The sequence below is a fragment of the Pseudomonas sp. FIP_A4 genome (genome assembly GCF_036701605.1).
Classification (GTDB): domain Bacteria; phylum Pseudomonadota; class Gammaproteobacteria; order Pseudomonadales; family Pseudomonadaceae; genus Stutzerimonas; species Stutzerimonas phenolilytica.
In genome coordinates this window covers 529697-556154 of sequence record NZ_JAYDXP010000121.1, presented here as the reverse complement: position 1 = coordinate 556154, position 26458 = coordinate 529697, and the positions used below count along the sequence as shown (strand labels likewise).

At 63.1% G+C, this 26458-nt stretch carries 21 protein-coding genes; 5 read left to right on the top strand and 16 right to left on the bottom strand.

The window, feature by feature from the left end; all coding sequences use genetic code 11:
* Both U8L64_RS09925 and nosZ read right to left on the bottom strand, forming a co-directional pair.
* The coding region (locus tag U8L64_RS09925) for a NosD domain-containing protein (RefSeq protein WP_333396715.1) at positions 1 to 798 on the bottom strand (798 nt) is incomplete at its 3' end.
* Positions 799 to 895: 97 nt separating this feature from the next.
* Positions 896 to 2809: a TAT-dependent nitrous-oxide reductase gene (nosZ, locus tag U8L64_RS09920; protein WP_333396712.1), complete on the bottom strand. Its 1914-nt coding sequence runs from the start codon at positions 2807 to 2809 to the stop codon at positions 896 to 898.
* 882 nt (positions 2810 to 3691) lie between these two features.
* Between nosZ and radC the strand changes: the two genes are divergently transcribed.
* Positions 3692 to 4192, top strand: coding sequence for a RadC family protein (gene radC, locus U8L64_RS09915; RefSeq protein WP_077683175.1), 501 nt, complete (start codon positions 3692 to 3694; stop codon positions 4190 to 4192).
* 73 nt (positions 4193 to 4265) lie between these two features.
* On the opposite strand, the gene U8L64_RS09910 is transcribed toward radC, so the two are convergent.
* From U8L64_RS09910 to U8L64_RS09895, 4 genes are all read right to left on the bottom strand, one after another.
* Positions 4266 to 5471 carry a type II toxin-antitoxin system HipA family toxin gene (locus tag U8L64_RS09910; RefSeq protein WP_333396708.1) on the bottom strand — a complete coding sequence of 402 codons (1206 nt, stop codon included), beginning with the start codon at positions 5469 to 5471 and terminating at the stop codon, positions 4266 to 4268.
* A complete protein-coding gene (locus tag U8L64_RS09905; protein ID WP_138300014.1) occupies positions 5471 to 5722 on the bottom strand; it encodes a helix-turn-helix transcriptional regulator in 252 nt (83 codons plus the stop codon). The genes U8L64_RS09910 and U8L64_RS09905 overlap by 1 nt, the downstream gene beginning before the upstream one ends.
* A gap of 154 nt (positions 5723 to 5876) precedes the next feature.
* Entirely contained in the window at positions 5877 to 7196 is a 1320-nt protein-coding gene (locus U8L64_RS09900) for an NTP/NDP exchange transporter (RefSeq protein WP_333396704.1), read from the bottom strand.
* 59 nt (positions 7197 to 7255) lie between these two features.
* On the bottom strand, positions 7256 to 8296 hold the full coding sequence (locus U8L64_RS09895; protein WP_333396701.1) for an SDR family oxidoreductase: 1041 nt from the start codon (positions 8294 to 8296) through the stop codon (positions 7256 to 7258).
* Between the two features lie 142 nt (positions 8297 to 8438).
* On the opposite strand from U8L64_RS09895, the gene U8L64_RS09890 reads away from it, so the two are divergent.
* Positions 8439 to 9338: a LysR family transcriptional regulator gene (locus U8L64_RS09890; protein ID WP_333396700.1), complete on the top strand. Its 900-nt coding sequence runs from the start codon at positions 8439 to 8441 to the stop codon at positions 9336 to 9338.
* Positions 9339 to 9543: 205 nt separating this feature from the next.
* Here the strand turns inward: U8L64_RS09890 and U8L64_RS09885 are convergent, their stop codons facing one another.
* From U8L64_RS09885 to U8L64_RS09860, 6 genes are all read right to left on the bottom strand, one after another.
* Positions 9544 to 11499 carry a PhoX family protein gene (locus tag U8L64_RS09885; RefSeq protein WP_333396697.1) on the bottom strand — a complete coding sequence of 652 codons (1956 nt, stop codon included), beginning with the start codon at positions 11497 to 11499 and terminating at the stop codon, positions 9544 to 9546.
* Between the two features lie 122 nt (positions 11500 to 11621).
* The gene (locus tag U8L64_RS09880) at positions 11622 to 12407 is read right to left on the bottom strand and encodes an energy transducer TonB (protein ID WP_333396694.1); all 786 of its coding nucleotides are present in this window, start codon (positions 12405 to 12407) and stop codon (positions 11622 to 11624) included.
* A gap of 2 nt (positions 12408 to 12409) precedes the next feature.
* Entirely contained in the window at positions 12410 to 12853 is a 444-nt protein-coding gene (gene tolR / locus U8L64_RS09875) for a protein TolR (RefSeq protein WP_043296842.1), read from the bottom strand.
* Between the two features lie 11 nt (positions 12854 to 12864).
* Positions 12865 to 13569 (bottom strand): protein TolQ, encoded by a 705-nt coding sequence (tolQ, locus tag U8L64_RS09870; protein WP_043296844.1) that lies wholly within the window; start codon positions 13567 to 13569, stop codon positions 12865 to 12867.
* A gap of 86 nt (positions 13570 to 13655) precedes the next feature.
* Positions 13656 to 15560, bottom strand: coding sequence for a phytase (locus U8L64_RS09865; protein WP_333396689.1), 1905 nt, complete (start codon positions 15558 to 15560; stop codon positions 13656 to 13658).
* A gap of 85 nt (positions 15561 to 15645) precedes the next feature.
* Entirely contained in the window at positions 15646 to 18159 is a 2514-nt protein-coding gene (locus U8L64_RS09860) for a TonB-dependent receptor (protein WP_333396685.1), read from the bottom strand.
* 339 nt (positions 18160 to 18498) lie between these two features.
* On the opposite strand from U8L64_RS09860, the gene U8L64_RS09855 reads away from it, so the two are divergent.
* Together U8L64_RS09855 and U8L64_RS09850 are read left to right on the top strand one after the other, a co-directional pair.
* The gene (locus tag U8L64_RS09855) at positions 18499 to 19416 is read left to right on the top strand and encodes a GGDEF domain-containing protein (RefSeq protein WP_043296848.1); all 918 of its coding nucleotides are present in this window, start codon (positions 18499 to 18501) and stop codon (positions 19414 to 19416) included.
* Positions 19417 to 19426: 10 nt separating this feature from the next.
* Positions 19427 to 20467 carry an AraC family transcriptional regulator gene (locus tag U8L64_RS09850; RefSeq protein ID WP_043296850.1) on the top strand — a complete coding sequence of 347 codons (1041 nt, stop codon included), beginning with the start codon at positions 19427 to 19429 and terminating at the stop codon, positions 20465 to 20467.
* 118 nt (positions 20468 to 20585) lie between these two features.
* Here U8L64_RS09850 and U8L64_RS09845 read toward each other — a convergent pair whose 3' ends face one another.
* Positions 20586 to 20942, bottom strand: coding sequence for a hypothetical protein (locus U8L64_RS09845; protein WP_333396680.1), 357 nt, complete (start codon positions 20940 to 20942; stop codon positions 20586 to 20588).
* Between the two features lie 36 nt (positions 20943 to 20978).
* Here U8L64_RS09845 and U8L64_RS09840 point away from each other — a divergent pair.
* Positions 20979 to 22129 (top strand): IS3 family transposase gene (locus U8L64_RS09840; RefSeq protein ID WP_139346439.1). Its coding sequence is split into 2 segments (ribosomal slippage): positions 20979 to 21222 and positions 21222 to 22129, totalling 1152 coding nucleotides; the frame shifts between segments, so codons are not numbered across the junction.
* 62 nt (positions 22130 to 22191) lie between these two features.
* Here U8L64_RS09840 and U8L64_RS09835 read toward each other — a convergent pair.
* From U8L64_RS09835 to U8L64_RS09825, 3 genes are read right to left on the bottom strand one after another with little or no spacing between them, the layout of a single operon-like run.
* Positions 22192 to 22599: an SMI1/KNR4 family protein gene (locus U8L64_RS09835; protein WP_077683147.1), complete on the bottom strand. Its 408-nt coding sequence runs from the start codon at positions 22597 to 22599 to the stop codon at positions 22192 to 22194.
* Positions 22600 to 22610: 11 nt separating this feature from the next.
* Complete coding sequence (locus U8L64_RS09830; RefSeq protein WP_333396675.1) at positions 22611 to 23198, bottom strand: HNH/ENDO VII family nuclease; 588 nt, start codon at positions 23196 to 23198, stop codon at positions 22611 to 22613.
* Complete coding sequence (locus U8L64_RS09825; protein ID WP_333396673.1) at positions 23195 to 26452, bottom strand: ATP-binding protein; 3258 nt, start codon at positions 26450 to 26452, stop codon at positions 23195 to 23197. The genes U8L64_RS09830 and U8L64_RS09825 overlap by 4 nt, the downstream gene beginning before the upstream one ends.
* Between the last annotated feature and the right edge of the window lie 6 nt (positions 26453 to 26458).

Genomic DNA, 26458 nt, shown 5'->3' with positions numbered 1-26458 from the left:
GCTGACGAAGTTGTTCTTCAGCGTCGAGTAGGTGATGTAGTTCATCAGGATGCCGTAGTTCTGATCCTGTTCGGAGCGGTTGCCGATCACCACCAGCTTGCGGCTCTGCATCAGCGCGAAGCCGGTACGGGTGCGGCGCGTGATATTGCCGACTACCCGGTTCTCGTGGGAGAACATGTAATGCACGCCGTAGCGCAGGTCCTCGAAGAGGTTGCGCTCGATGCTGTTGCCATTGGAGTTGTCGATGTAGATGCCGTCGCGGGTGTTGCGCACGTGGTTGCCGATCACCCGTGCGCCCTTCACCGAGAACAGGTGGATGCCGTTACCACGGTCCTGCGAACGCATCCGAGCATCGCCTTCAACGCGGTTGTTCTCGATCAGTACGTTCAGATTGCGCTCGGACCAGATGCCGAATCCGCGCCCCTGCAGATAGTTGTCACGCACCACCGCGTCGCTGGCGCGGGGCTCGAGAAAGATCGCCGCGTTCATTTCGCTCAGGTCGCTGCCCGAACCGCGCAGCGCGCAGCCCTCGATAACGACATGAGGGGCACGCACCGTGAGGACGTTGCCATGATCGCCACCATCGATCACCGCGCCGGGCTCGCAGCTCAGCGTCAGTGTCTGGTCGATAAGAAATTGTCCGCTGTATTCCCCGGTGGGCAACTTCCAGCGATTCTCACCCTGCGCCAGTAGCGGCAGCGAGGTAATGGGTTGCGGTGCCGCGCTGGCAGCACCGCAAAGAATGAGCAGCGCCCAAGTCAACGGATAGTAATGCCGCCTGATCGACGGAGCTTTCATGTATGCCTCATATGATCCAGACAGCCTGTTTCACTGGAACATCTCCCCGGCCACGCCGGGGAGAGCGAATTGCGAGTGGCCCGATTCAGGCGCCACATCACGCCGGCTCGACGATCATCCTCCCGTTCATTTCCATGTGCAGGGCATGGCAGAAGAAGTTGCAGTAGTACCAGAACACGCCGACGCCCTCGGGCTTGAAGGTAATGGACGACGTCTGCTGCGGGCCGATGGCCATGGTTACGCCCTGGTTGACGATGCAGAAGCCATGGGTCAGGTCCTCGATCTTGTCGATGTTGGTGATGGTGATGGTGACTTCATCGCCCTCTTTGACGGTGAACTCATTGATCCCATAACTGGGCGCCATCGACACCATGTAGACCCTGACCTTGTTGCCGTCGCGGATGACCTTGTTATCGGTCTCCAGGTTGATGCCGTCCTTCTCGGCCATCTTCACGGTTTCGGCAAAGTACGGGTCGTTGCGGTCCCAGACCTTCTTGGTACGAATCTGGTCGCGACGGGCCATCGTGCAGTCATGCGGTTCGGCAAAAGCCGGACCGTCGTGCACGAGCTTCATCTCATCACCGGAAATATCGATCAGTTGGTCGTTCTCGGGGTGCATAGGGCCAACCGGCAGGAAACGATCCTTGGAGAACTTGCTCAGCACCACCAGCCACTGACCGTCGGCCTCGCGGGACTCGGTCAGCGAGGCATGGTTGTGCCCTGGCTGGTAATGCACATCGAGCTTCTGCTTGATGTAGTTGACCTTCTCGCCCTTGTAGGCACGGATGGCGTCATCGATGTTCCACTTGACCACCTGGCTGTCGATGAACAGCGTCGTATAGGCGTTGCCGCGACCGTCGAAGGTGGTATGCAGCGGGCCGAGGCCTAGTTCCGGCTCGCCGACCACGACGTCACGTTCGTCCTTCAACTTGCCGGCGAACAGTTCGTCAAGCAGCGCCGTGGAGATGATGGTGCAGGTTGGCGACAACTTGCCGGCCGCGATGAAGTACTTGCCATCGGGCGACATGTTGCAGCCGTGCGGGTTTTTCGGCACCGGGATGTAACGGGTGACATTGGTGTCGCCGATCTTGGCCTTGCGTCCGTCGACAACGGGCACCTTGCTATTACCCAGGGTGACGAACTTGCCGTCCTTGATGGCTTTCTCGATCGCCGGGATGTTGTAGACGACGACCCAGTCGCGCTCGTTGCGCATGCTGCCGCCCAGGTCCAGCGCCTTCTCCGAGTTGTAGCAGGTGGACGCGGCGTACTTGCCGGTGTAGTCGGCATCGCAGTTGTCCAGGTTGCCGTCGACGATGACCTGGAACGCCACCTCCATGGATTCGGCATCGATGGCGTTGAACACCGTGAAGCTGTCTTCGGCATCCAACGCGATGTTGAGGCCGTCATTCGGGTGCGGAATGATGAATTCGGCGTTGCAGAACACGTACTTGGTATACGGTACCTTCTGCAACCGCAGGCCGTGCACCGCCTGCGCATTGGGAACGGTGACGATCTTGTCGGTCATCATGATATCCAGACGGATACGGGCGACGCGGCTGCAGGCCTTGTCGTTGATGAACAGGTACTTGCCGTCATGCTTGCCATCGGTCAGCGACAGGTGCGGGTGGTGGCAGTCACCGATCATCCATTTGCCACTGGCACCCAGCACGCGTTTGCTCTCGTTGGTGAGGCCATAACCCGTCGCGGGGTCAAGGTTGAATACCGGGATGCGCATGATCTCGCGCATGGAAGGCACGCCCAGTACGCGTACCTCGCCCTGGTGGCCACCGCTCCAGAAGCCGTAGTAGGTATCGAGCTCGCCGGGTCCGACGTGGATCTTGGACTTGGAGTCCTTGGCTGCCGCCGCCCAGCTTTCACGCGTCATTACCGCGCCACCCAATGCGGTGGCAGCCGCGGCGGCCCCGGTCATGGCGGTTGCGCCGAGGAAGCCGCGGCGGCTCAAGCCGCTTTTTCCCAGTGCTTCGGTATCGCCTTTGGTCTTGTCGCTCATGCTCTACTCCTTGGGATGAAATTCGGGCCGGCCAACATGAATGGCTCTGGGATTAGCGGGAGTCATGTAGCCGAACTGGGCCAGCCAGGGGCGATCGAGGCCACCCCTTTGGTGAAAGCACGCGGTCGGCAATCGAGTGCCGTACGCTACCTGGGCGGTTCGCAAAGGAAGCCGCGGCATGCGCTGCGCACGAGCTACGCTGTCGTCAACTGATTGCAGCAAGGGGATGGCTCAAGCCGTCCAGATGAATGTTTCGTCCCGGACTTATGACGCCCTCGATTCGACGAGGTCGGTGGTCGCGGTAACAAAGGCCAGGTTGCTCGTGCATGAGGAACGCTCATCTCGCCACTGCTTCAATAGCGAGATCATCGGCGTTCATCTGCACTGAAAACAGGGCCAGATAAGGCCAATAAAAGCGGATCAGAAACTTTTTCCGGAGCGCCTAGCGCAACGCCAACGGCATGGAAATGACAGCAGTCAAGCCGACTCAGCACCTTTGGCGCCTGGCAAAGAATTCGTGCGGACGGGCCTCTGCTTCGGTTGGAGGTCCGCTGCGGTCACGCCATCCTGAGTGGGGTGCCAGCGCACCGACCAGAGGCCCAAGGAGTGATCGACCCGATAGACGCCGCACCGGGTCAATCACCCCCTTGGCTAAGGTTGTTTTTACACAGGCCTGCGCGCTGCGCTTGCCGCTCGTGCCTGATAACACGGTGTGGGGGCGGTCTTGCTGTTTCCCTTCACCCTGTCACGGCGTGCTCGCTGTCAAGGGCTCCATACGCGATGCGCATTCGCGGCTGACGCCGGCTGCGCCCCCTGACTGCTTGCGCTGCGCCGTGCCGGACCGGTTCCGGGCAATTCCGCCCGAGCAACCGGAGCACCGACATGTCGACTTCCTCCTTTACATCATCTCTTTTGGTCCACGACAAAGCGGGTCGCTACGTGCCAGCCACGGCCGAGCAGATCCTGAGCGAGGCTCGCCGAGTCATCGACCTGAAGATACGCCGCGGCGCTGCATTTACCTCGCCTGGCGTCGTCAGGGAGTATCTGGGCGCCAAGCTGGCGGGATACGAACACGAGGTGTTTGCAGCCCTGTTCCTGGACAATCGCCATCGATTGCTTGAATACGTCGAGCTGTTTCGAGGGACCATCGACAGTGCTTCGGTATATCCGCGGGAGGTCGTCAAGGAAGCACTGAAGCTCAATGCAGCGGCGGTGATCTTCGCTCACAACCACCCGAGCGGGCATCCCGAGCCGAGTGAAGCGGACAAGACGTTGACCAGGCGCTTGAAACAGGCTTTGGAGCTGGTCGACGTCCGCACGTTGGACCACGTCATCGTAGCCGGCCGGACAACGATCTCGATGGCCGAAGGCGGGCTCGTATAGCCCAAGGGGGCCCGGCCCCCTTTCACATTCACTGTCCGATGGCATGATCGCGTCTAGGAACCTGTAGCCAACCTCAGCCGAACGTCTGGATAAACGGTGCAGCAGAGCGCCTAATCGCATCGGCAACCGCCGGCGCCTGTCGACATAGATCGACATGCTGCTCCAGGACCAGCTCGAGCGCACCCAGTTGCCGCCTTATTATGTCCTTGGGGTGGTCGACATCGCAGACCCTGGCGAACTCCAGCAGCCCCTGCCGGGAAGCAAACAGTGATCGGTTGCCGATCAAGTCCAATGCCAGGACATCCTCGGGGATGTACACCGTGGTGTTGACGATATCGTAGGCCGGCGCGAGGCGTGCGTCGCGCTGCGTTGGATCGGAATACAGCAACCCGAAATTCTTCAGGTGGGCATCGCCATTGCCGACGATGCAGCTCAGGGCGACGATTGAAAAGAGTTGCGCCAACGAAGATTGCACGTGCTCGGGAGGGCAGAACAGGCGAATGGCCTTGGCGATCGCCGAATAGCTCTTGGAATATTTTTGTTCTGCAGACAGCCCCATCAGCGCCGTCATGTCCTCGAAGCCGAGCGGGTTCAGATCGGCGTCCCGGTCGAATCGGCGCATCACGAAAAGCCTGGCATTGTCGGAGAGGTAGAACGGCGGTACAGGGACGCCCGCCTCCCGCGCAACGGACATGCATAGATACTCGTTGATCGCCAGCCCCGGAAATTCCTCACGACCGCTCTTGATGATCAGGTCGGATGTCTTGGAGGTGAAACGGTGCGGGAGCGTTTCGTCGAGTTCAGGGACCAGTACCTTTGGTTGCACGCCAGAGATACCCGCCCGCAGGATGTAGCGATCCACCAGATCGGCAAAGAGGTCCTCGGCACCATCCCATGCCAGGATCTCCTCGAGACGCTCACCCCGTGAGCGTTGTTGTCGTGCCAACAGTGCATCAATCTCCTGCGAGGCTACGGTTACGCGCCCAATGGGTGAGCTGCTTCCCGAGAGCGCCAGCAATAGCATCGGATCGACGGTTGCGATTTTGGCGAGGCGGTTGCGCAGCTGCTCCAAGACATAGCCTTCGGGCAAGTTCATCTGGAAGATTGGATGCAGCTCACGGTGGCGGTAATCCTCTAGCCGCACAGGCATCAGCAGGCTGATTGCCGACCGCAGGTCGGCACCTTCGCCGTAGCGAAACAGGTAATCCTGATCGCCACGGACGATCCTTCCGCTCTCGCCTTCGGGCGTAGCAACCTTGAGCACCGCGTTGACGGTCATCAGTCGAATACTCCCTGAATTTCGTCGAGGGTCGGCATGGCCGCCTGCACGATTGCCAGGTCGCAACCCAGCGCGGCGATAGCACGCGCATATGCGCCAACAGCTACCGACGCATCCCCCTTCTCGATCGCGATGATCTTCTGCCTGGTGAGGGCCGCCATGGAAGCAAGCTGCGCCTGGGTCAATCCGCGATGCAAGCGTCGCTGTCGAAGGTTTTTGCCTAGGCGAGTCAACAGGATTGAGTAATCCATGTCATGTTTACCGAACATCGTGCTTAAAAGGTAACGTTTACATTACCCCAAGGTAAACATACTCGCCACATGCGGACGGACCTCTGCTTCGCAGGGCAAACAATCGGGGCGCAACCGAACCAGCGCGAGCTGCTCGAACGGAGCGGCCGGCCGTCTATACCTCAACGAGACTCGCGGCAGCGCCTGCTTGATTTTGCTGACGATCAGCCTGTCGTCCGAGCTGCCATCCCAGCCCGCCCCACAGCAACGCGCAGAGTGCTCCGATCAATGCAGCCAGGCCGGCGCCCTGCCCGAGCATGTCCAGCAGGCTCTTGACCCAGCTGCTGGCGGCATCCCCGGCACGATAGACCACGGTGTCGATAAAGTTCTTGGCCTTGTACTTGCTCTCGGGGTCCAAGGGAGCAAACAGCATTTCCCGTCCCGGCCTGACGAAGGCGTACTCACCGATCCGCCGAACGATCATCAATGTGGCGAGCAGCACGAATCCCGGCGCAAGCGCGAGCCCGACGAAACCCGCGCACATCAACAGCGGCACGATGGCCAGCAGCACACGCACCCCCATGGTCTGCGCGATGCGGCCGGTGAGGAACAACTGGGCCAACAGCGCCCCCACCTGAACAATGAGATCGATGGTGCCGAAGACACGAACCTGGGCCTCACGCCCTGGAAATTGTTCAGCCACCAGGCGGGCCTGCTCGAAGTAAAGGAAGGTCGTCACGGTCGCCAACAGCACCACGAAACCGGCAATGCCGAGCAAATAGGGTGACCCGAGAACCGCCATCAGCCCGCTGAATGGATTGCCGGGCAATGGATGCCGAGGGCTCTGTGTCGGAGCGGCGCCAGGGCGCCCGGCGCCGCCCTCCTCGCGCCATTGCATCAGCGAGTGTTTCAGGATGAGCGTGGATCCGAGCAACAGGGCCGCCAGCAGCATCAGGCCGGACGTTCCGATCAAGCCGATCAGCAGCGTACTCAAGGCCGGCCCCACCAGGCCGCCAACGCTGGCGCCCGCCGCGATGAATGCGAACAGACGTTTGGCCTGCTCACCGTCGAACACGTCCGTCATCAGGCTCCACGCCACGGAGACGACGAACAGATTGAAGACCGATATCCAGACATAGAACACCCGGGCCAGCCAGGGTCCCTCGGGCCACAGCTGAAACAGCGCAACGAACCCCAGAAGATTCGCTGCAAAAAACCCGTACACCCAATCGACGAAGTACCGGCGCTGTACATGTGAACTGAGCCAGGCAAACAAGGGGACGGCCACGAGCATGACCAGGAACGTCACCGTGAACAGCCATTGGAGATTATCCACGCCTGCCGCGATCCCCATCGACTCGCGAATGGGGCGCAGCATGAAGTACCCGGCGAACAGGCACAGAAACAATAGGAACCCGCAAACGGCCGGACGCAGCTCATGTTCACGGGCGTTGAGGGCCAGACTCAGCCGGTGCAGGTTGGAAGACATGCGCATGATGGATCCTTTCGATGTGACGAGAAAAAGGGACGGTTTTCCCGTCCCGGAGAACCCGGTCACGGGTAGGTGACGCCAGTGAGCTGTTCGGAAAGTGTCCAGAGTCTTTCGGCCTGTACCAAGTCACTAAGCGCAGGCGGTACCTCCGCAAAGCCCAGCGGGCCACGTTTTTCATCGTCACCGGTTGGCCCGTAGTACGCACCACCCACGGCCTCATGAGCGGTAGCCGCATAAAGGGTGGACAGCGCACCCTGCGCGGCGGAGTGGTACTCGTCCCGATCCTTCGCCCAGCGTTGTCCGAACGCACTGTCCAGACCGGGACCGCGTGCGATCAGCTCGGTCACGGCGACGCCAGGATGCGCGGCAATGCTTCGAATGCCCCAACCCGCCGCGTCGCTGCGCCGTTGCAGCGCACGCGCCCAGTGAAGGACGGCGAGCTTCGACTGGGCATAGGTGGCGTAGGGTTCGTACTCTCGCTCGGCCTGCAGGTCGTCGAAGTCCAGCGCACCGCGCGCCGCCGCGATGCTCGAAAGGCTGACCACGCGCGCATCCGGGCTCTCGCGCAGCAAGGGAACCAGCAGACCAGTCAAGGCGAAATGCCCCAGGTAATTGGTCGCCAGCTGCAGCTCGAAGCCATCCGCGGACACCCCGCGTTCTGGCGGGGCCATGATGGCGGCGTTGTTGATCAGCACATCCAGGCGCGGCAGCCTCTCGTTGAGACGCCGAGCCAGGCTGTGCACCGACGCCAGGTCGGCCAGGTCAAGGGCCTCGAATTCCAGCTTGGCATCAGGCACTGACTCGCGGATGCGGGCGATCGCCTGCTCGCCGCGCTCGGCGTTGCGCGCCGCGATGATGACCCGTGCGCCGGCACGCGAGAGTGCCAAGGCATCCTCGTAGCCCATGCCGCTCGTGCCGCCGGTGATCAGAACGGTGCGGCCTTCCTGGGAGGGCATGTCGCTCACTGACCAGTCGGGCTTGGGTGCCTCACGGGATGAGCCTTCAGCACTCGCAGCGCCGATGAGCGCGGCACCGGCGAGGGCTCGGGCTAGCGCCACGAATCGGCTGGTGCTCCTCGTACGAATCGTTGAACGGATCCACATGGCTTAGTCCTCTCTTCGCGGTTTATCCGGCAATGCCGGGGAGAGAGGAGTATTTGCGTACGAGTGCCAAGCGATAAGTCACCCGATTCTGGATGCCTCGTACGGCAAGGCGTACAGTTGTTGCCAGCCGAGAGGAGGCCCTATGCGCGAGCCCAGCCTGAGCGATGTCGCCCTGTTCGCCGCCGTCGTACAAGCCGGCGGCTTCCGCTCCGCCGCGCAGTCGAAAGGGCTGTCGGCCTCTTCTCTGAGCGACTGCGTGCGCCGCCTGGAAGCCGATGTGGGCGTACGACTGCTCAATCGCACGACGCGCAGCGTGACCCCTACCGCCGCCGGAGAGCGCCTGCTGGAGCGTGTGCGCCCCGCCCTGCAGGAAATCGCAGCCGCCTTCAACGACCTTGACGATGATGCGCATCGCCCGGTGGGCACGCTCAGGCTAAATGTCCCGGTACCCGTGGCGCGCTACATGCTGCCGGATCTGCTCGCGCGTTTTTTGAGGCTCTATCCCGGCGTCAACGTCGAGGTGACGATGGAGAACACCTTCATCGACGTCATCGCCGCGGGTTACGACGCCGGGGTGCGCTACGAAGAGAGCCTGGCCAGGGACATGATCGCCGTGCCGATCGGCCCGCGGCGCCAGCGCTTCGTTGCTGCCGCCTCGCCGGATTACCTGGAGAGTCGAGGCACACCGCAGCATCCCGCCGAACTGGAAGGCCACGACCTGCTGGGGCATCGGTTCGAAAGCGGCAAGGTCGGCACATTCGAGTTCGAGAAGGACGGTCGTACATTCCGAATACCGCCGCGCGGTCAGTTGCTGACCTCCTGCCACGACCTCAGGATCGCCGGCGCGGTCGCGGGGCTCGGTATCGTCTATACGTTCGAAGAGTTCATACGCGACCAACTGGCAGAAGGTAACCTGGTGCCCATCCTTGAGGACTGGTGGCAGGCGTTCGAAGGCCCTTATCTGTATTACCACGGGCGTCGCCATATGCCGTCGCCGCTGCGAGCGTTCGTCGACTTCCTCAAGGCCCAAACACGGAACTAACGGACGAGCCATCATCGGCTGCCGCGTGGCACCGGGAGGAGCGCAAACCATGCTAACCGCTGGTGCGCCGTACGGGACGAGGCCCGCCGCCTATAAGAGTATTGTTGATGCCAAAGCAAATGGCGACAGGGCGTAGGCAGAACAAACCCGACGCCGTACTGCGCCTGTGACAGCGGGCTGGCTGAGGCCAAGCCTCGTACTGTTCCTATTGTCCGCCGATTAGACCTCCATCGTCTCGCGTTATCAGCAGCGTGGTCGAGCGCGGGCGTGTCTTGCCGTCGCTGGCCGGGAAGCTGAGGCCTGGGTGCTGGATGTTGGCCCACATCGCCTTGCCGTCCGGGCTCCAGGCCAGGCCGGTGATCTCGCAGCCGCGCGGGCCGACCAGAAAACGGCGCACCTCACGGGTGGCGGGGTCGGCGCAGAGCAGCTGGTTGCAGCCCATGTTGTGCATGACCGGCTCGATGTCGTCGTAGTCGGTCTGGATCCACAGGCGCCCTGCGACGTCGAATGCTAGGCCGTCCGGCGAGGAGAACAGGTCGCCGTTGATGGTGCCGGTCAGGTTGGCCGGCACCGCCCTGCCCTCCTTGTCCCTGGCACCGCGCGCCTCGCCGGCGAGCAGAAACAGTTCCCAGGCGAAGGCCCTGGCAGTCGGGTCGGCGCCCTGCTCGTTGAAGCGCAGGATCTGCCCGTGCAGGTTGTGCGGACGCGGATTGGCCTTGTCGGTGGGTTGCTTGTCGCCGCGCCCGTCGTTGTTGGTCAGGGTCACGTAGACCTCGCCGGTAGTGGGGTGGACGGCGGCCCACTCGGGACGGTCCATCGGCGTGGCGCCGGCACGGTCGGCGGCGGCGCGCGCGTTGAGCAGCACCTCCTCCTGGCTGTCGAAGCCGTTCTCGGCGGTCAGGCCGTTCTGCCCGTGCACCAGCGCCAGCCACTGGCCGGAGCCATCGTCATTGAGGCGCGCAACATACAGGGTGCCCTCGTCGAGCAGGTTGCGTGCGGCCTTGGGGTTGGCGGCATCAAAGCGGCCGGCGGGAACGAACTTGTAGATGTACTCGCCCTTGGCATCGTCGCCGGAGTAGAACGCCATGCGCCCGTCCTTGCCCAGGCTCAGCGCCGCGCACTCGCGGCTGAAGCGGCCGAAGGCGGTGCGCTTGATCGGCTGCGCCTTGGGGTCGAAGGGGTCGATCTCGACCACCCAGCCGAAGCGGTGCGGCTCGTTGACGTGGCCGCCGTGGGGCTGGTCGGCGTAGGGCGTGGCGTCAAAGCGCGGATCGGCGGTCTCCCACGCGTAGTTCTTGCTGGTGCCTTCCTTGGCCAGTCCGTAGCGCTTGTGCGAAACCCGGGCCTCGTAATCCTCTTTATCGCGGTTGATAAAGTAGTTGGGCCAATTCTCCTCGCAGGTGAGGAAGGTGCCCCAGGGGGTGACGCCGGTGGCGCAGTTGTTGAGGGTTCCGAGCACCTCCAGCCCCACCGGATCGCTGGCGGTCTTCATCACCGCGTGACCGGCCAGAGGGCCGGCGATGCGCATCGGCGTCAGCATGCTGATGCGGCGGTTGTAGGGGGAATCCATCACCCGTTGCCACTGGCCATCGGCGCCCTTCCTCACCTCGATCACCGACACCCCGTGGGCGGCCTGCTCCTTGCGCACCTCGGCCAACGGACGCGGCCTGCTCTGGTCGATCTTGCCGGACGGGTGCAGCGGCGGGTTGACGTACTCGTGGTTCATCACCAGCAGGCCGCGTTCTGTCTCGCCTTCGAACGGGAAGAAGTTCATGCCGTCGTGATTGTCGCCAGCCTGCTTCAACTGGGCTTGCCAGTCGTCGCTGGCATCCGGGTTCCAAGCCGGCGCGCCGGCCTCCACCGGATCACCCCAGCAAAAGAACGGCACGGCGCGGTAGCCCTCGGCCACCAGCACGCGGTCGAACTGCGGGTCGAGCTGCACCGGCACGCCCTTGAAGCCCAGCAGCGGACTGGCACTGGCCTTAGAGCAGGCCGCCAGGCCGCCGCTGAAGAAGCCGAGCGCGGCCAGGGTCAGGCCGCCCTTGAGCACATTGCGCCGAGCCGGGTTGATCAGCTCGGCCAGCGGCGGGTTGGTGCTGGGGTTGATGGCAGTGTCGTCGTGGGCTTCCAGGCGGGCGTGGAAACGGCTGTGATCGTTCATCGAGGATCTCTCGGGATTCTTTATGGAGGTTTCTTGGATGGCGTCCGGGCTACGGCCTGCAGCCCTCTCCCCGGGCTCTCCCATCAAGGAGAGGGAAAATCGAGGTGGGTGGCCCTTACGGGTCATTCAATGCGGTAGTGAAAGGTGTTCCTCACTCCCTCAACCGAAACCGCGCGGCCATCGACCAGGCGCGGCTGGTAGCGAAAGCCTTTAGCGGCGTTCAGTGACGGACGTATAAACAGCGGATGACAGTCGCCCACTACCTGTGGGTCTTCGACACGGCCCTGCGGGTTGACCCGGTAGCTCACCGTGCAGTCGCCTTCGATGCCCTTGTCCAGAGCGCGTTCGGGGTAGTCCGGCGCGTCCTTGGAGATCGGCAAGTACTGGCGACTGGCAGCGGCCGCGGCCTCGGCCTGGCGGGCACGTTCGGCAGCCTCGGCAGCGGCGCGTGCCCGAGCTAGCTGCGCCTGCTGGCGAGCCAGCTCCTCGGCCTCGCGGCGTTCATGTTCGATGCGCTGGCGTTCCGCGCGCTCGTGCTCAAGCCGCTGACGATCGCGCTGCTGCTCCACGCGCTTGCGCGCCAGCGCAGCCTGCTCCAGCTTCCGCTGCTCGACACGGGGATCGGCCCTTGGCGCCTCCACCGGCTTGGCCGGCTCGGGCTCGGGGATCACGGCGGGCGGCAGTACGGCCTCGGGCTGCGCCGGAGCGGGCGGCGCCAGGGTGACCAGGCGCGTGGTCAGCGTCCGCACCTGCGCAGCCGGTGGCGTGTCGGCCTGCCAATGGCTGAGCAGCAGGCCGAGCACCAGGGCGTGCAGGCCCACCGCCGTGCCGGCCGCGACAAAGCTGCGCCAGCCGTTGCCGGACGGCGGTACGAGCACGAAGGATGACGGCCGAGACAGGGTCAGCATGCTCACTGCGGTGCCTCGGTGATCAGGCCGATGTTGCTCACCCCGCCCTGCTGCAACGCAGCCATGCCGGCCAGCACCGTGGCGTACTCGGCGTGGCCGTCCGCGCGGATGTACACCTGGGTGTCGCCGCGCGCGGCGATCAGCGCACCGACCTTGGCAGTCATCTCCTCCAGGCTCACGGCGCTATCGGTGCGGCGCTCGGTGTCCAGCTCGCTGCCGAGGTTCCAGTAGTAGCCGCCGTCGGCCTGCACCGAGAGGGTCAGCACCTGCTGTCGGCTGTCGGTCGGCAGCGCCTCGGCGGCGACCTTGGGCAGTTCGATCTTCACGCCCTGGGTCAACATGGGTGCAGTCACCATGAAAATCACCAGCAGCACCAGCATCACGTCGATATAGGGCACCACGTTCATCTCGGCCTTGGGGCCGTGCTTGCATTGCGGCTTGCGCATCACACTGCTCCTCAGGCCGCCTGGGCCAGGCCGGATGCCGGCAGGCGCCGTTGAAGGCGACCCTGCAGCTCGTTGCCGAAGGCATACAGGCGGGTGCTCAGGGCCGCCACGCGAGCAGAGAAGCGGTTATAGGCGACCACCGCAGGGATAGCGGCGAACAGGCCGATGGCGGTGGCGATAAGCGCCTCGGCGATGCCCGGCGCGACGGTGGACAGTGTCGCCTGCTGCACCTGCGACAGGCCGATGAAGGAATTCATGATTCCCCATACCGTGCCGAACAGGCCGACATAGGGACTGACCGAGCCGATGGTAGCGAGCAGCGCCAAGCCCTTCTCCAGGCGCGCCTCCTGCTCGGCGATGGACACCAGCAGGCTGCGTTCGACGCCATCGATCAGCGTCTCGCGCTCGACCTGCGGATCACGGCGCAGCTGCACGTACTCGCCATAGCCGGCGCGGAACAACTGTTCCAGCGCGGCGTCCGCGTCGCCGCGCTCGGCGCCCTCGCGGTACAGGGTGGCGAGATCGCCGGTCTCGCGGAAGCGGCGCAGGAAATCGCGCGCCAGGCGCTCGCTGCGGCCCAGCAGCAGGCTGCGCTGGACGATCAGGTACCAGCTGGCCAGCGAAGCGGCGAACAGGCTCAGCATGACCAGCTTGACCAGCAGGCTGGCGTCGTTGATCAGGCTCCAGACGGTCATCTGTTCCAGGGTAGCGTGCATGGTGTGACTCCTTGGCGAATGTAGCCGCCGTATGCAATGGCAGCGGTGCTATTCGATTACGCGGCGGTTACTGCCTGATGACAGGGTTATTCGAGGCCGAGGGCGCGGGCGACGTCGGCCCAGGGCACCAGCTTGAAGTTCTGTGTGCTTTCGGGCATGCGCTTGCGCCCGTCCTGCACCACCAGCAGGCCCTGGCTCCAGGCCCCGCCGAGGTTGGCCGAGGTCACCTCCAGCCCATCGGTCTCGGACGCGCCATCGATGCCCAGGGCGGCGTTGAGGCCGATGCGGAAGGCGCCGCGCAGGGCATATGGCGGCTCGGCGTCGAGCAACAGGTAACTGTCGTTGCCCTGGCTGGACACCACCAGGTAGTCGCGCTCTTGTGACTGGTACAGAGCCAGACCCTCGACATCGGCGTGCAGCGCGCCGCCAACCTTCATCACCTCGTGCAGCTCGGTGGGGCCGTCGGCACGGGCATCCACCGCCCATACGCCTGTGTCCTCCTCGCCGATGAACAGGCGCTGGCGCTGGTCGTCGGCCACGCAGCCCTCGGGCTGGCTGGCCACGGCGAAACGCCGCACCAGCTCGCCCGCGACCTCGCCACCGCTGTCGCCCAGGCGATACTGTAGGAAGCTGCCGTCCTTGCCGTTGGCGAAGGCATACAGCTCGCCGCTGGCCGGTTGGAACAGGCAGATGCCGTAGATTTCCTTGAGCGGCGTGCGAATCTCGCCGGCCTCGCGCAGCTCGCCGCTGGCGCGGTCGATGGCGAACACGGCGATGCTGTCGCGGTCACGGTTGCTGGCCACGGCCAGGTCGACCCGCACGCCACCGAGACTGAAATTGGCGCTGACATCGACGTTGTTCAGGCGGCCCACCGGCAGCTCTTGCAGCAGCGTGCCGTCCAGGTCGTAGACCAGCAGGCCCTGCTTCTTGTTGGTGCCGAGCACGCGCGAACGCGCCGGGTTGACCGGATCGACCCAGATCGCCGGATCATCGGCGGCATCACCGTGGCGACCGACCGGTTCGCTCTGGCGCAGTGCGGGCACGTTCACCAGCGCCTCGGCCGCGGCCACTGCCCGTGGCTGCCAGGCCAGCTCACCCTCGTAGAAACTGCCGCTGCCGTCGTCCCGTAGCAGCAGGTCGAGACCCTTGGCGCCCGGCCGCACGGCCAGGCGCTCGGGCTCCTCAAGGCCGGGCAGGTCGAGCTTGCCGGCGGCCTGCCAGGTTTCGCCGTGGCGCTGGTACAGGTGCAGCTTGCCGGCACCGGCATCCAGTGCCAGCACGCCGCCCGGCACGCTGGCCATGGCGCCCACGCCTTGCTCCAGGCCGCCGAAGGGCGCCACCATGTCCACCGGGACTCGGCTGGCCTCGGCCTCCGGATGCGCCGGGTAGGCCCACAGGCCGACGCCTTCTTCGTTCACCAGCAGTTGGTGGGCCATATCGTCGACCTGGCAGAACTCGGCCTGCGGCGGCAACGGTAGGCCGCGCACGCGCAGCGCCTCGTCGCGCAGCGAACGGCCGGCGCCGACCAGCCACTGCTCACCACGGCCTTCCTCGCCGACCAGGAACAGGTAGAGGTTGGCCGCCTCGTCGCGATACAGGCACAGGCCGGAGACAGCGTAGTCGCGTGCGGGCAGGGCCAGGCTGCGGCCCCACTGACGCGTGCCCGGGTCGAGCAGCACCAGGGTCGGGCGCTGGCTGGCGGCATCCAGGCTGGCGACCAGCAGCTGGCCGTCCAGCTCTCGACTGTCAAGGCCGGAGAAGCGTCCGGGCAGGCGCGCCAGCTCGCCGCCTTGGGCATCGAGCAACAGCAGGCCACGCTGCTCGCTGGCGGCCAGACGCTGCTCGCCGGCGATGCGCAGTTCCTCGGCCTTGGACTGGCTGGCCCCCCCCCAGTGGCTCAGGCTTAACTTCGGTATGGACGAATACAGCGGGGCACAACCGGCCAGCAACAGGCCGGCAAACAGCAAGAAAAGGGTGAACGACCGGTTCATTGCGTGGGTAATCCTTGTGATGATGCCTTCCTGGCTGGCGCAGCCCTCTCGCCCGCAGCGGGAGAAGGGGCCGGGCGCACAGGTCCTAGAAGTGGGTGAAGGTCAGGCCGAGCTTGTAGGTCGGGCCATATTCCTCGTACTGGGCGTTGTAGGCGTTGCGTCCGGTGAAGACGTAGTAGCGCTCATCAGTGACGTTCTGCGCCTCGAACTTGACCTGCAGCTCCTTGGTCAGGAAATAGCCGGCGCTGAAGTCGACGAATACCTGGTCATCGACGTGCAGGTCGTGCTGCTTGTCGTCGATAGCGGCGACTTCGTAGAGGTAGTCGGACTTGTAGTTGGCCGACAGGCGCAGGCTGAGCTTGTCGTTCTCCCAGCCGAGCATCAGGTTGCCGACGGTGTCGGACTGGAACGGCAGGTCGATGTCACGCGAAAGCTCGCGTCCACTGCCAGGATCGAAGCCACTGATGCTCGCGTCGGAGCGGCTAAAGGTGGCGTTGGCGCCCAGCAGCAGGCCGTTCCAGGGGGCCGGCAGCCAGTCGAACTTCTGCGAGTAGGCCAGCTCCAGCCCCCACAGGTCGGCGTCGTCGCCGTTGGCGAAGGTGTTGGCCTCGGCGAAGCCTGCCCACTCGCCGGTGCCGGCCAGGTCGGCGTTGTAGACGAAGTTCTCGATGTCCTTGTAGAACAGGAAGGCGGACACCACGCCGGCGCGGCCCAGGTAGTGCTCGATGCCGAGGTCGTAGTTGCGCGACTCCAGCGGGTCTAACCCCGGATTGCCGAAGCTGGCCTCGTCGCCGTCGATGACGAAGCCCGGCGCCAGCTGGCCGAACGTCGGCCGCACCACGCTGTGGGTGATGGCGGCGCGCACCTGCGTGTCCTTGTCCAGCTGGTAGCGCGCATGCAGGCCCGGCAACCAGTGGTGGTAGTCGTTGCTGGCCTCGATGCTCTCGTAGTCGCCATCGCGCATGCCTGTGCCCTTGGCCTGGAACTCGGTACCCTCGTAGCGCAGGCCGGCGATGATGCGCAGGCCGTCCATGTCTAGGGTGTGCATCAGGTAGGCCGCGCTGATGTCCTCGCTCATGTCGAAGTCGTTGACCCGCGACTCCTCCTCGTTGAAGAACTCGCTGCGGTCCAGGCCGCCGATCAGGTCCTCGATGCGGTCCGCCGACAGTCCTGGGCCGTAGCGGTCCAGGCTGTAGTCGACCGAGCCCTTGGTGAACTGGTCCATGCCCAGCTGCTCGTCGCTGAAGCCGAAGTCGCCGAGGTCCTCGTAAGTCCAGATGTCGGTGTCGTTGTGCTTGTCGCGGCGGCTGAGCTTGCCCCCGAACTTGACCTGGGCGGCGTGGCCGGCAAGCTCGTAGTCGCGGGCGGCGTCGAGCTTGATGTTCTTCTCGGTGTCCTCGGTGTTCTCCTCGGCCCACTCGACCTCGCTCAGGCTGAAGCGGGCCGGGTCGTAGAAGTCGTCGCCGATGTTCAGGCGCGGCTTGCGAGTGCCAGAGAAACCCGCATCGGCGAAGTCGTCGTCGCCCTCGAACAGCGCACCGCCGATGTGCCCGGGCGTTTCCTCGCTGGACTGGCTGTGGCCGACCTGGCCGTTGAAGGTCCACTGGCCCACCAGGTGCTCGCCGCCCAGCACGAAGGACTGGATCTCCTGGGTCTCCTCGCGATCCTTCAGCTCGCGCCAGCCTTCGGCATCGCCCGCCTCGCCGGGCTGCTGGGCATCGGCGAACTCGACGCCGGCGGCGTTGCGCGTCTCGGTGTCCTTGTAGCGGCTGTACAGAGTACGCAGGTAGTAGCTGCTGAAGTCGTCGGGGCGGTAATCGAAGTTCAGGCCCAGGCCGCTGCGCTCGCGACGGATGTCGTAGTCGCGCTGCTCGAACTGTGCCAGTCGGGCGCGGTCCTCGAAGTCCCAATCGCCCCCGGTCTCGACGTTGTCCGAGCCGAAGTCGCGCTGCTGCCAGCTCAGCGCGGCGGCCACGCCGAAGTTGTCGGTGCCGTCACCGAGGCTGAAACGGTCGCTGATTGCACCGGAGAATTTCGGGCTGGACTGCTGGGTGTTGTCGTCGTAACTGCCCTCGGCGCTGCCGGTGTAGAACAGGCCCTTGTGGTCGAAGGCCGACAGGCTCTCCACTTCGATAGTGCCGCCGAGTGAGCTGGCATCCATGTCCGGGGTCAGGGTCTTGACCACCGACAATGACTGCACAAGCTCGGCAGGCAGCACGTCGAGGGCCACGGCGCGACGATCAGCCTCCGGCGAGGGGATCAGCGTGCCGTTGATGCTGACACTGTTGAGGTCCGGGCCCAGGCCCCGCACGCTGACGAAGCGGCCCTCACCCTGGTCGCGCTCCACGCTCACACCCGGCAGGCGCTGGGTAGCCTCGGCGACGTTTTGGTCCGGCAGTTGGGCCACGCCGTCGGCGTGCACGGTGCTCTGCACGCTGTCGGAGCGACGCTGCTCCTTGAGCGCCTGGTCGATGCTGACGGCCTGGCCGACCACTTCGACATGCTCGTCGGCGGCCCACAGCGGCGTGGCGGCGATGGCCAGCGCCAGGACGCTGACGGTAAAGCCCGCACGGCGGGCATTGAGTTGGCGTTTGTACATGCTGACATCCCCAGTATGCGTTGCGGCCGAACCAGTGCCCGGCGACGTGGGGCGCAAGCTAGGAGTCGGGGATGACGCTTCTGTGACAGGGCCTCGGCGCCGGCCCGATTTACCGGGATTTGCTGGCCGATTTGAGCCGAATTGACCCAGGCGCAAGGCTCCTCCGACAGGGCGGGAGCAATCCGCGAGTTCGAATCGGCGCGGGCCTCATACGTCCTTCCCATGCGCCGAGAAAAATAATTGGCATCTGCCCTGAGCCGATTCGACCTCCCTCACTGCAACCATTCGGTCATATGGCTCTGCTCTGCTGATGAACGAACCTCTTGTGCGGAGCCCGCCATGCCCACCCCGTTCGGTCTGCATCGCCTGAAACTGGCCGCCCTGCTGCTAGCCGCCAACGCCGCCCTGCTGCTGCACCTGGGCGCCGGCGACCTGAAACCAGCCGGCGACTGGGTGTGGCTGGATATCCTCGGCGAGGGCGGCTCGGCCCTGCTCTGCCTGGTCTGGCTCGGCCTGGTACTGAAGAGCCGGCCCACCGGGCGGGTGACCAACTTCCTCGCCCTGGGCCTGGGTCTGGTATTCCTCTCCTGGTGGGTGGACGCCCTCGACGAATTCATCCTGCTGCCGGATGCCATCAGCTGGGACCACTGGATGGAGTCGGCGCCCATGCCGCTCGGCCTGGTCTTGCTGACCCTCGGTATCTACCACTGGCACCGCGAGCAGTTGGCCATCAGCGCACAGATGGAGAAACGCGAGCGGCTATTCCGCGAGCACCTGCTGTTCGACAAGCTGACCCCGCTGAACACCGCCGACTACCTGCGTAGGCAGCTACAGCAGAGCCTGGCCGAGGCCCGCGCCGAGCAGCAGCCGCTGTCGCTGGTGATCCTCGACCTCGACGACTTCAGCCAGATCAACCGCCTGCATGGCCACGCCGAGGGCGACCGCGTGCTGCAGGCGTTGACCCAGATACTGGTGCTCAACCTGCGCCACCGCGACCTGCTCTGCCGATTGGCCGGCGATCGTTTCGTGGTGCTGCTCCCCAATACCGGCGCGCGCGAGGCACAGCAGCTGGCCGAGGAACTGCGCCTGGCTGTGGCGCACCTGGCGTACAAGGCCCGCGCGCATGGCGAGCGCCTGCAGCTGCAGGCGAGCACGGCCGCTGTGATGGCCCTGCAAGACGATGCCGACGGCCTGCTGCAACGCCTCAACCTGGCGCTCGCCAAGGCCAAGCAGCCGCCATACGCGCACAGCGCCTGAGGTCGTCGCCATGACCCTGCCGACCGATTGGTACGAGTGCGACAGCCGCTTTATCCCCGGCCACTGGCAGCCGGCCGTGCTGCTCGACCTGGCGCTGGCGCGCGGTGTCGACAGCCATCGCTTGTTGCGCGGCAGCGGCCTGTTCCACGAGGACATCCTAAGCGGCCAGGCGCGCCTCAGCCCGCAGCAGCTCCTTTGCCTGATCGCCAACACGCGGCGCCTGTTGGATGCCGATGACAGCAGCTTCCTGTTCGGCCAGCGCCTGCTGCCGGGGCACTACGGCCCGGCCAGTCACGCCCTGCAACAGGCTGCCGATCTTTGCCAGGCGCTGGATGTGCTCTGCGAGCAACGCGCCCTGCTCAGCCCGCTGCTCAGCCCGCGCCTGGTGCTCGACGAGCAGTACCTGTACCTGTACTGGCTGGACAGCTGTGGCGCCGGGGCCCAACGGTGCTTCCTGCTGGAGGCCTCGTGCACCTCACTGGTAGCCATGAGCCGCTGGCTGGCCGGCCAGGCGCTGCCCTGGCAATGCAGCTTCAGCCACGCGCAGCCACGCTATGTGGAACAGTACTGGGTACACCTGGGCGAGACGGTGCGCTTCGGCGCGCCGCTGGACCTGATGCGCCTGCCGCGTGAGTACCTGCACCAGCCCTGGCCCAACGCCGCGCTCACCGCCGGCCGCGCCGCCCAGCAACAGGGCCTGGCGCAGCTCGACAGCCTAGGTTTTCGCGCAGGCCTGCTTGATCGCCTGTATGACTTCCTGCTGGCGCATATTCGCGAACCGCTGCAGCTGGAGCGCGTGGCCCACGCCCTTGACATGAGCCCCTCGACCCTCAAGCGCAAGCTGCAAAAGCACGACACGCACTTCCAGGAACAGCTGGACCAAGCGCGCAAGCACGTCGCACTGTACCTGTACCAGGTGCGCGGCTATGGCAACGAGGAGGTCGCCGCCTACCTGCAGTTCAACGACACCACCAACTTCCGCCGCTCGTTCAAGCGCTGGACAGGACTTGCACCTAGCGAACTAAGGCGTTCACTGTCCGCTTCTGGCTGACTGCATCCCTTTAGCGACTGCAGCCCCCGGCCAATAGCTGCCCTTCATGGCGGAATGCACTCGGCTAGAAGCTGACCGCTCAATGCCGAAAAAGAGACTCAGCGCTGCATGGGCGTGACTAAAGGTTTTGCTGAGCCCATTGCGTGATCGTCGATGTGTGAATGCCGTGGACTGCGTTGTAGGTGTGCTCCTTTTTCCAAGCCACGCCCCTGCCCTCTGCGAATACGGCTCGGTATTTGCGCATTGCATCACTTGGGTTGTTGGCAAGCTCAGCTGTTAGGTAAGACACTGACCACTGCTCACGCCGCATGGGACGTCCTACGAGGTTTTCGACAGTGTCGGCGAGTTGCCCGTAAGTAACAGTATCGCCTGCGCAGAAGATAATCGGGTCGCCCACCGGCTCGGCCACGATGCGCGCGGTCAGTCGTCCAATGTCTTCAGGGGTGGTCTGAATCGCCCCTAGTTTCGTAGACACCTCCAAGCCTCATAATGAGACCCAGCAGGAGGTGCCATGAGCAACCAGCGTTACCCCGAAGAATTTAAGGTCGAAGCGGTCAAGCAAGTGACCGAGCGTGGCCTACCCGTTGCCGACGTAGCGGCTCGTTTAGGCATGTCGGCACATAGCCTGTATGCGTGGATCAAGCGCTACAGCAAGCCTGAGGCCCAGCGTAAGCATGAAGACGACCAGCAAGCAGAGCTGCGTCGCCTGCGTGCCGAACTCAAACGCGTCACTGAAGAGCGAGACATCCTAAAAAAGGCCGCCGCGTACTTTGCCAGGGAGTCCGGCTGAGGTACGCCTTCATCCGCCAGCTGGCGGCGAACTACTCGATTCAACGTCTCTGCCAGGTTCTGAAAGTGCACCCCAGTGGCTACTACGCTTGGTGCGCTGAGCCCAGGTCGGCCCGTGCCAAGGATGATCAGCGCCTGCTAGGTTTGATCAAGCATTCCTGGCTGGAGAGCGGCGGGGTCTATGGCTATCGAAAGATCCATGCAGATCTGCGCGAGCTGGAGGAATGCTGTGGGCGACATCGTGTGGCCAGGCTGATGCGTGCGGAGGGACTGCGCTCGCAGACAGGTTATCGCCGGCGGCCTGGCCGTTATGGTGGCAAGCCACCCACACCTGCGCCGAACAGACTGGAGCGCCAATTCAACGTCAGCGAGCCTAACAAGGTCTGGGTCACCGACATCACCTACATCCGCACCTATGAGGGCTGGCTGTATTTGGCGGTGGTGCTCGATCTGTTCTCTCGGCAGGTCATTGGCTGGTCGATGAAATCTCGCATGAGCAGCGACCTGGCCATTGATGCGCTGCTGATGGCCGTCTGGCGACGCAAACCGAAGCAGGAAGTAATGATCCACTCTGACCAAGGTAGTCAGTTCAGCAGCTCGGATTGGCAGAGTTTTCTCAGAGCCAACAATCTTGTTGGCAGCATGAGTCGCCGTGGCAACTGTCATGACAACGCGGTCGCTGAAAGCTTCTTCCAACTGCTCAAGCGTGAGCGGATCAAACGTAGGATCTATGGCAATCGGGACGAGGCGCGAAGCGATGTGTTCGATTACATCGAGATGTTTTACAACCCCAAGCGGCGACATGGTTTCGCCGAGAAGCTGTCGCCGATAGAGTTCGAGCGACGTTATTTTCTGAGGCAGGACGGTCTCTAGAAAAGCCGGGGCTATTCACAGCAAGAGAGACGCCAAACCCTCCCGCCTCAAACTGTTGTTAGCTAGCCCGCGAAGACATGCTTGATCAAAAAGGCCTCCAGCCCGTCCTCCACGGCACGCACTATGCCACCATTCGGTGTAGCCCAAACCAGAACTTTCCGTGCTTGGTTGTCGTATAGATAGAACTGCCCATCACCAATCTCCAGCAGTGGCACAGTATTTTTCGGGTAGTTCGGGTCGCGGCTCAGGTCCGAGAACGCGGCCAGGACATTCAGGTAATAATCTTCAGGAACGCCGAGGCCGTATGTTTCGTATGCGTCGAAGACGATGACGCCAAACGTAGACAGGTAGTCCTTGTATTCGTCGGACAGTGCAAATCCCAATTTTTGCTCAAGACTCTGGATGCTGCCGGCATCTACAGGCCGGGTATTGGCCTGGTGGAGATCAACGAGTTGTTCAAGTTTCTTCATGAGTTTCGCTCTCAGCGCTGATTCTCGATCTGTTCGGCTCGCGCCTTCCAGTAGTCTTTTCGCTCTTTGTCGAAGTCTTCGCGATTGATTTCAGACTCCTTCTGCTTGTTGTGCAGCACGTTGTCGTTGCCATTGCCTCGGTGCTCGGCACTGGTCAGCTCGGCCAACGGCGAGTCCTGTTTCTGGCCGATGTGGTGCAACTCGATCGGCTTTCCAGTGGCGTCCAGTGGCGCCCTTCCCGACTTCATACGGTCCAGGTTGGTGGTGCCCATGGCATCTTTTTGATCGTAATCGATGTCGGTGCGAATCAGTGCATCCTTGCCGTTGACTTCGGCGGGCTCCAGGTTGGCATCTTCATAGATCTTCGCCTCGGCTTCGCTGCCGATCGCATCCAGGACCTCTTTTGGAACGCCCAGTCGCTCCAGTCGCTCACGTGTTTCCGGGGACATCTCCGGCAGTTCCACGCGGGTTTCCTGGGTAAGCACGATAGGTCGGTCAAGTTCGGCAATGATCACGCAGCGATCTGGCATTTCACGGGCCAGTAGCGCCAGGTTGGACGGAACCTCGGCCTTTGCAGTAAAGAAGTTTTCAAAGTTCACAGGACGCTTCCTGTTTCGAGGCGCGCACGCCATGCTGAATAGATGTCGATATGGCTTTCATGCTGCAGGCTGTAGTCCTTCATCAGGCACTGCTGGGTCGCCAGGGCCAGCTCAGCGCTCAAGCCTGTCGCTCGCTCGTGCAATAGCACGTCAAGCAGGTTGCTGAGATCGCTGTAGTCGGTCGCCGATTGGATGATCTGCTGAACCTGCTGCCGACAGCCGAGCACATCGACCACCAACTGTGCCGCGTGGGCAAATGCCTCAGGCATGCACAACGCCGCTGGCTGCTCTTTCTCGTAGGCGTTGAGCACTTCGAACAGCGCGATTTTGCTGTGTGCCAGCAACGGCAATTCACACAACCCGTTTTCAAGCAACGCCAGGTCCGGGGTGATCGGCGTGCGTACCCGGTTGCTCAGGAGCAGGCGGAGCACCTGCAGGTTGAAATCCTGGCTACGCACTGTGCGCGTGTCACTGGCCTTGTAGACATACGGCGTCTCGGGACCTGCGAACTTCTTCACCTGGCATAGCACCGGCTCCAACCAGTCGTTCTGATAAACGATGGCCACGCCCTTAGGTAATTTGGCAATTTCCTCGAGCTGGTCATCACGCAACGCCACCGATTTCCCGATTAAACGACGGTCCATTTCATCCGGCAGACGCATGATGATCTTGGTGTTGGTGTTACGAATCGCGGCGATATCCACCGCATGGGGCGACTGGTCAGCGATGATGAAACCTTCGCCATAGGTGCGCATTTCTGCGATGGCGTTGGTCAGCATCTCAACAGATTTGCCAACCACACTCGAACCTTCGGCGCCGCCTTCGGACGGGCTGCGCTTGAGGATGTTATGCGCTTCCTCAAGCACCGTGACGTGACGCAGCGGCTGATTCATGCCTCCACCGGCCATGCGGTGCTCACTCAGACGCATCACCAGGATCCCCATGATCAGGGCCTTGGTTTCGGATGAACCGATGCGGCTGAGGTCAACGACTGCACTCTGATCGAACAGCTCTGCGCCTTCGATTTCGTTGGCGGTGAAGATCTGCCCGTTCAAGCCATTGGTCAGGGATTTGATCCGTGTGGACAGCGAACCGATGTAGTTACCCTTGAGTTCTTGGGAGTACGCCGACGCCTCAATTACGCTCTGCAAGGTACTGAGCAGATCACTGAACGTCGGAAACAACGCATCGCTGTAGCGGTTGGTCGACAGGTCCAGGTCCCAGCCACATTGCTGATACGCCTGCAGAATCGCCTCTTTGAGTACGGCGGGCATGGCGGCATACATCGGCCAGCAGACGTTGAAGATTTCCACGAGCCGATCAACGTGCTCCAGCACATGAATGGCCAACGGGAAGCGGAACGGATTGATGCGCAACAACTCACTATGGGCCGGATGCGTACCGAATACATTCACATCATCGCGATGACCGAAGACGTGCTTGTACTCGCCCTTGGCCGGCTCGATCACCAGGAATGGCACGCCGGCGGCGCTGATCTGGCTGAGCATTTCATACAGCGTGTTGCTTTTACCGGCGCCGGTCGAACCACTGACGAATACGTGGCTGGCCAACTGATCGAGGCTCAACTCGATTTTTTGTGGCAAGTTTTCCCACAAGTGGCGGATGTTGCCCAAGGTCAGGGTCTTGCCCTTGCCCAGCTCACTGCTGTGACCATCCAGGCGCTGCACTTTACGGCCAAACGCCTGGGTTTCCAGCACGGCCACCGTAGAGGTGGAACGACGGGGCAGGCTCAGTTGGATCGCCATTTCCTTACCCGACACCAGCGTGGCTGGCGTGAGGTAGCTGATCGGAATCTTTTTCGAGAAGCCCGGTTTCAGTTGCGGATGGCAGAAGGCGCTGAGCCAGTCCAGCACAGCAGACTTGTTGGCGGATTTCCAAGTGGTCAGGGCGAAGTCTTCATGGCTGGACTTACTGCCGCGCACCAGGCCGAGAAAGATGCTCGCCAACGACTCGGACGACGCAGTGCTATCACCGATGAAGTACGCCGCCGAGTTCCAGCCGCCGTACGTCTTGGCCTCGTCGATGCGCTCGAGGTGGTGATCGATTTTGCTCAGCAACTGCTCGATGGTCTTGTCCACGGTCTCAATCGAAATCTGTCGATTAGAGCCCGTGGTTTTGTTCAACGACTGGGTGTCAGTGCTGCTGGTGGTGTGTGTGGTTGATGTGGTCTTCGATGCCGCCTCACTGTAGGAGGTACCGTGGCTTTCGTTGCGACCGGTGGAGGTCGAATGGCTGGTGCCTGTGGTGCGTTGTTCGTTGAACAATACAGCGGCGGCCGAGCCAATCTGGCTGCCGAGCATCGCACCGATCGGCCCAAATGCCGCGCCGCCCGCCATACCCAACAGGGTGCCACCGAGGGCAACCGTTTTCGAGGTCCCAGTCTGCGCGCTGAACGATTCGCTGGTGCCTACGGTTTCAGTGGTCGAGGTGCCCAGGGTGCTCGAGGTACCCTTGGTTTCGGTCAAACCAAGACTATGACCAAGGGAGTTACTCAACCCCTGGCTGATGCTCAGCCCGACCGAATCGCTGTCCTGCTCACCAAAAGACAACTGTTGCTTGAGCAATGGCGACAGTTGAGTCGCGACCTGTTCGTATCCCGCGCGTATCAGGTCGAGGTTTTGCGATGAAACCGGCTCGGCGAGGATGATCGCGTGATACACCCGACGCTCCGCAGCGTCGATAAAACGCTCGAGCCCTTGCATGAAGTGCTCGCGGTTTTCCGTCGACAGTGCCGGCACGCCCGTCACCGCGGTAATGCTCGCCGACGGGTTGGCCTTTTCGGCTTGGACCGCCTCCAGCAAGGTATCGGCATCCTGTTGTTGCAGCGGTACCAGTGAGCTGCCCGAGAAGTGCCCCTTGAAGGTTTCCTGCAGCAACACGCCGGAACTGTGCCCGAGGGTTTTGCCAGGCTCGCCGCGAGTACCGATGTACAGGTCGGTTTCGATGCCGTTGGAGCGCAATATTAAAAATACCGAGTACCCTGCCGCGCCCAGCGCGGTATACGCGGCCGTGGTGCTTTCCAGGACGGATTGCTTATTGTCCTGGACGATACGCTCCACGCGAAAAATCCGCACGTCACTGGCGGCATTGAACCGCAGCCCTTGTTCTGCAAACGCGTGGACCGGATAGTGTTCCAGTTCCGACAGATAGCTGCGGTTGATCAGGGCACGCCCGGCCTCAAGGGTCAGGCCGGCGTTTTCACGAATGTCCTGGACAGCGGTGCGGGTCAGCATGGAAGT

Excerpts from the sequence above, each read along its gene's own strand:
- nosZ (WP_333396712.1), bottom strand. The coding sequence starts at position 2,809 with ATGAGCGACAAGACCAAAGGCGATACCGAAGCACTGGGAAAAAGCGGC.
- radC (WP_077683175.1), top strand. The coding sequence starts at position 3,692 with ATGTCGACTTCCTCCTTTACATCATCTCTTTTGGTCCACGACAAAGCG.
- U8L64_RS09910 (WP_333396708.1), bottom strand. The coding sequence starts at position 5,471 with ATGACCGTCAACGCGGTGCTCAAGGTTGCTACGCCCGAAGGCGAGAGC.
- U8L64_RS09905 (WP_138300014.1), bottom strand. The coding sequence starts at position 5,722 with ATGGATTACTCAATCCTGTTGACTCGCCTAGGCAAAAACCTTCGACAG.
- U8L64_RS09900 (WP_333396704.1), bottom strand. The coding sequence starts at position 7,196 with ATGCGCATGTCTTCCAACCTGCACCGGCTGAGTCTGGCCCTCAACGCC.
- U8L64_RS09895 (WP_333396701.1), bottom strand. The coding sequence starts at position 8,296 with ATGTGGATCCGTTCAACGATTCGTACGAGGAGCACCAGCCGATTCGTG.
- U8L64_RS09890 (WP_333396700.1), top strand. The coding sequence starts at position 8,439 with ATGCGCGAGCCCAGCCTGAGCGATGTCGCCCTGTTCGCCGCCGTCGTA.
- U8L64_RS09885 (WP_333396697.1), bottom strand. The coding sequence starts at position 11,499 with ATGAACGATCACAGCCGTTTCCACGCCCGCCTGGAAGCCCACGACGAC.
- U8L64_RS09880 (WP_333396694.1), bottom strand. The coding sequence starts at position 12,407 with ATGCTGACCCTGTCTCGGCCGTCATCCTTCGTGCTCGTACCGCCGTCC.
- tolR (WP_043296842.1), bottom strand. The coding sequence starts at position 12,853 with ATGCGCAAGCCGCAATGCAAGCACGGCCCCAAGGCCGAGATGAACGTG.
- tolQ (WP_043296844.1), bottom strand. The coding sequence starts at position 13,569 with ATGCACGCTACCCTGGAACAGATGACCGTCTGGAGCCTGATCAACGAC.
- U8L64_RS09865 (WP_333396689.1), bottom strand. The coding sequence starts at position 15,560 with ATGAACCGGTCGTTCACCCTTTTCTTGCTGTTTGCCGGCCTGTTGCTG.
- U8L64_RS09860 (WP_333396685.1), bottom strand. The coding sequence starts at position 18,159 with ATGTACAAACGCCAACTCAATGCCCGCCGTGCGGGCTTTACCGTCAGC.
- U8L64_RS09855 (WP_043296848.1), top strand. The coding sequence starts at position 18,499 with ATGCCCACCCCGTTCGGTCTGCATCGCCTGAAACTGGCCGCCCTGCTG.
- U8L64_RS09850 (WP_043296850.1), top strand. The coding sequence starts at position 19,427 with ATGACCCTGCCGACCGATTGGTACGAGTGCGACAGCCGCTTTATCCCC.
- U8L64_RS09835 (WP_077683147.1), bottom strand. The coding sequence starts at position 22,599 with ATGAAGAAACTTGAACAACTCGTTGATCTCCACCAGGCCAATACCCGG.
- U8L64_RS09825 (WP_333396673.1), bottom strand. The coding sequence starts at position 26,452 with ATGCTGACCCGCACCGCTGTCCAGGACATTCGTGAAAACGCCGGCCTG.